The 4,457-nt window shown below is 63.5% G+C and carries 4 protein-coding genes; all 4 read right to left on the bottom strand.

Going from position 1 to position 4,457, the window contains the following annotated elements:
• Positions 1-188: 188 nt before the first annotated feature.
• Positions 189-2,381 carry a VWA domain-containing protein gene (locus EOA24_RS28590; RefSeq protein ID WP_126082184.1) on the bottom strand — a complete coding sequence of 731 codons (2,193 nt, stop codon included), beginning with the start codon at positions 2,379-2,381 and terminating at the stop codon, positions 189-191.
• A 2-nt stretch (positions 2,382-2,383) separates the two neighbouring features.
• Positions 2,384-2,941: an RNA polymerase sigma factor gene (locus EOA24_RS28585; protein WP_126082183.1), complete on the bottom strand. Its 558-nt coding sequence runs from the start codon at positions 2,939-2,941 to the stop codon at positions 2,384-2,386.
• Between the two features lie 179 nt (positions 2,942-3,120).
• Positions 3,121-3,852 (bottom strand): dienelactone hydrolase family protein, encoded by a 732-nt coding sequence (locus tag EOA24_RS28580; protein WP_126082182.1) that lies wholly within the window; start codon positions 3,850-3,852, stop codon positions 3,121-3,123.
• Positions 3,853-3,957: 105 nt separating this feature from the next.
• Positions 3,958-4,457, bottom strand: a 500-nt coding sequence (locus EOA24_RS28575; RefSeq protein WP_133374653.1) for a 4Fe-4S dicluster domain-containing protein, incomplete at its 5' end; no start/stop codon positions are given.

Here is a 4,457-nt window from a genome sequence, read left to right as displayed (position 1 = left end):
AACGCTGCAGCTGTTCTTGCCAAGGTCAATTCCCAGCATCATGATCGTCATGGCTCGTCCTTCTCCGCTTTCCAAACACAGGCACCCTAGCCGATGCCTCAAAGGAGGGCGGGCCATTCCATAAAACCTAAGCGCGTCGCACCCGCGACGCGCTTAGTCCCGCCGGCCTTCGTTCAATTCGCAACGCCCTATTTATTACCGTCCAGCGATGAGGCCAGGCGCACCAGCGACAGGAACTCCGCCCTGTAGCCGAACGGATCGGCGCCGCGCGCGGCGTCGGCGATCTCGGCGATGCGGTCATAGCCGAAATTCGCCGTCTGGTCCTCGTCGCGCAGCTTCTGCCCGAAGGCCGCGACGGCCACCGAGAAGCGCTGGTCGGCGCCGGCCGCGTCGAAGGACGAGACCTCATTGGCGGCGGTCACCGGCGTGGTGATCAGCTTCGAGACATTCTCGCTCGGCAGCTTGTAGCGGATCTTGACGAAGGCATATTCGTCGGCATTGGCGACGCCGCCATTGTCGACCTTGGCCTGGCCGTAGCGCAGCGGATCGACCTGCTCGCCGCCGCTCCCTTTCGGCGTGATTTCATAGACCGCCGTCACCGAATGGCCCGAACCGATATCGCCGGCATCGACGCGGTCATTGTTGAAATCCTCGCGGTTGAGGGCTCGGGTCTCATAACCGATGAGACGGTATTCGGAGACCTTGGCCGGATTGAACTCGACCTGGATCTTGACGTCCTTGGCGATGGTGAACAGCGTCGAGGAGGCATCCTCGACCAGCACCTTCTCGGCTTCGGCCAAAGTGTCGATATAGGCGGCCGTGCCGTTGCCGTTCTGGGCAATGGTCTGCATCATCTGGTCGTTGAGATTGCCGCGCCCGAAACCGAACACCGAGAGGAAGACGCCGGTCTTGCGCTCCTTCTCGATCGTTTGCTTGAGATCGTCGTCATCGGTCTGGCCGACATTGAAGTCGCCGTCGGTGGCGAGCATCACGCGGTTGACGCCGTCCTTGACGAAGGATTGCTGCGCAAGCTTGTAGGCTTCGCGGATGCCTTCCTCACCGGCCGTCGATCCGCCGGGCTCGAGATTATCGATGGCCGCAAGGATTTTCTGCTTTTCCGCCGCCTTGGTCGGCATCAGCACCGTGCCGGCATTGCCGGCATAGGTGACGATCGAGACGGTGTCGTCGGGCTTGAGCTTGCTGACCAGCAGGCGAAAGGCGGATTTGAGCAGCGGCAGCTTGTCCGGCTCGTCCATCGAGCCCGACACATCGATCAGGAAGACGAGGTTGGCCTTGGGCTGCTCGGCCGGCTTCACGTCGAAACCCTTGATCGCGACATGCATGAGCTTGGTGTGCTCGTTCCACGGCGTCGGCATGACGGTGACTGTCGAGTTAAACGGCGTCGCGGCCGAATCCGGACCCTTCCAGTCGTAGGGGAAGTAATTGATCATTTCCTCGACCCGGACGGTGTCCGGATCAGGCAGGCTGCCTTCCTTCAGGGAGCGCCGCACGAAGGAATAGGAAGCCGTGTCGACATCGATCGAGAAGGTCGAGACCGGGTCCTGCGCCGTTTCATGCACCGGATTGGTCTTGAAAGTCTCGATGCGGTCGCGGTTTTCCTCCTGCGGCTGCATCTGGTCAGCCGGCATGGGCGCGGGCTGCACCATCAGCTTAAAATCGGCCATTGCCGGAGGAGACGCCGGGATCGCCGCCGCTACCCCTGCCGGCGCCTTGTCGGCTCGCTCCAACTCGTCGGCGCTCCGCTTGGGGGAATAGCCCGCAATTACCCCGACCCCGTCCTTACCGCCGGTTGCGAGTTGGCCACTCTCGGCTGGCGCGGGTTGCAGGGCGGGCTCGGCTTCGGGCGTTGCCTCCTGCTTGAGCAGGTTGTCGACCTCGGTCGCCGGCTCGAGCGGCGTTGCCGGCACCATTTGTGAATTGGTCCGGGTCTCCGCGTCCGCGCCGGTCTTCTTCTCCTTCGCCGGCGCAGCCGGCAGCGGCTCGTTGATCGCCGGTTGCATCGGCGCGGGCTTCTGCGCTACCGGCTTGTCGGCCACCGTCTCGGTGACCTTGCCGTTGCCGTTAATGAAGGGCGGCTGTTCCTTCAGCATCTCGAAAGCGGCATATCCGGCGATAGGCAGTGCGACCAGCGCGGTGATGGCCGGCGTGGCAATGAGTTTCCGTTGCATGATGTCTCTCCAGAGCTTTTGTGCTCGCTCCGTGAGACGAAGGCCTGCGGACGTTCCTTGGGGGGCCGTCGAAGTTTTTTCATCGAGGTCGAACGCCTGCATTGCGGCGGCCATCGCACGCGCCTTCGCTTCGCCGTCCGGCGCCGGCACAGCGATGTCACGCAGCCTTTCGAGTTCGTTGTCGTCGACCATGGTCACACTTCCCCGGCTGAACGCATCAGCAGCTTCAACCGTTTCTTCGCTTCATGGATGTGCCAGGAAACCGTCGTCTCCGAGATCGCCATCACCTCCGCCGCCGCCGCGTGGTTGAGACCTTCGCCATAGACGAGCAGCACCGCATCGCGTTGCTTGTCCGGCAGCAGCCGCACCGCCGTCCACAACGCATCGGCGGGATCGTCCGCTGGCACCTCGCCCGCGATCGACGCATAGGCGCCATAGGCATCGGCCTTGGCGGTATCGCGGGCGCGCTTGCGCATCATGTCGCGCGAAGCATTCAGCGTCATGGCATAGAGCCATGTCGTGAAGGCGCCATTGCCCTGATAGTCGCGGATCGCGCGGCCGAGCCGCACGCAGACATCCTGAGCAATGTCCTCGGCGTCGGCCTTCCTGCCGCACCAGCGATAGGCGGCGCGATAGACGAAGCCATAGTGCCTTTCGACCAGTTTGCCGAAAGCCCCCCTGTCTCCGCCCCTCGCCCGCCCGATCAACTCGGCATCGGAGGCTTCGCTGTCGTCCAGCATCATCGCCGTCATTTGCCCGTTGGACGAAGGCTAATGGCCAATCCTTGGGGCGATGAAAAGATTTTTTTGCGGCACCACTTTTTCCTTCTCTCCGTTCCACGGGGAGAAGGTGCCCGAAGGGCGGATGAGGGGCGGCGCGGACATTCGAGGGCTCGCGCTAGGCCACGCGCACTACAATCCGAGACCGAAACTCAGCCCAGCGTCTCTTTGAAAAACGTCGTCAGCCGCTTCCAGTGGCGTTCAGCCCCCGCCTTGTCATAGACGCTATGATCCGGCACGCACCAGCCATGGCCGACGCCGACATAGTTCTCGATCGTATGGTCGACCTCTGCCACCCTGAGCGCCTCCGCCAGCCGCGCCGACTGCTCGGGCGGGAAGCTATGATCGACGCCGGCGACGCCGACATAGACGCGCGCCTTGATCGAAGCCGCCTTGCGATGCGGGCTGTCGGCCGCTTCGCTGGCCAGATTACCGCCATGGAAGCTTGCCGCGGCAACGATCCGGTCCGGATAGCTCGCCGCCGCGTTCAACGCCCGCGCGCCGCCCATGCAATAGCCGACGACGCCAATCGGTCCGTCAATGCCCTCGGCCGCGAACGCGTCGAGGAAGGCGCTGCCGTCGCGGATGGTCATGCCCTGCGTCGTACCGCCGCTCAGCATCAACAGCAGGGCCTTGGTCTTTGCCTCGGTGAACGCGGTTTTGGGATCGAACGGGCCATAGGGCGCATAGCGGTAGAAGAGATCGGGCACCAGCACGGCATAGCCATGCCCAGCGAGGCGCTCCGCCATCTGGTCGAGCACCGGACGCGGACCGAAAATATCCATGTAGAGGATGATTCCGGCCTTGGCCGGCGCGGCTGGACGAAACAGCCGAGCCTTCGCCGTGCCGTCCTGGGTCTTGATCTCGATGTCCTGCTTCGTCATTCCCGCGCTCCGCCGGTTGCCAGGCGATAGATATCCGCACTGCCCTCCAGGGCAAGCCGGAACCTTTCGATCGCGGTCAAGTTTCCGTGCGGTTCGGAAGAATGTCTACACCCCGGCGAACGCCGCCATATGGAAGGCCTGGACATCGGCCGGATAGCGATACTCAGCGCCATAGGGACAGGCGTTGCGGTCGAGGCAGCCGCCGCTCCGGCAGGGCTCGCCTCGCGGTCCGCGCACATGCGCCAGGCACGCCTGGTGCGCAAAGCCATCCACCGAATAGGCGTCCACCGGACAGGATTTCAGGCAGCGTTTTTCGACGCATGTGTCGCAAAGATGAATCGCTGCATGAGGTTCGGGAACAGAAATCTTGTCCTCGAACAGCAACGCGCCGCGATAGGCGTGCCAAAGCCCATACTGAGGATGCATGAGGATGCCCAGCGGCGACGGCCTCAGCCCTTCCGCCCGCATCGCCCATTGCTGGAACGGCAGGTAAGGCCGGTCTGAAGGCGAAACGGCACGCGCGCCGAATTCCTTCGCCACGGCGCCAATCACCTCGAGCGACCAGCTGTCGAGCGGGTTGGCGACGGGCCGAGGCTGTCCCTCGA

The organism is Mesorhizobium sp. M2A.F.Ca.ET.039.01.1.1, from assembly GCF_003998035.1.
Lineage (GTDB): Bacteria > Pseudomonadota > Alphaproteobacteria > Rhizobiales > Rhizobiaceae > Mesorhizobium.
The sequence above is the reverse complement of the archived record's forward strand: the minus strand, read 5'-3'. Positions and strand labels throughout refer to the sequence as shown.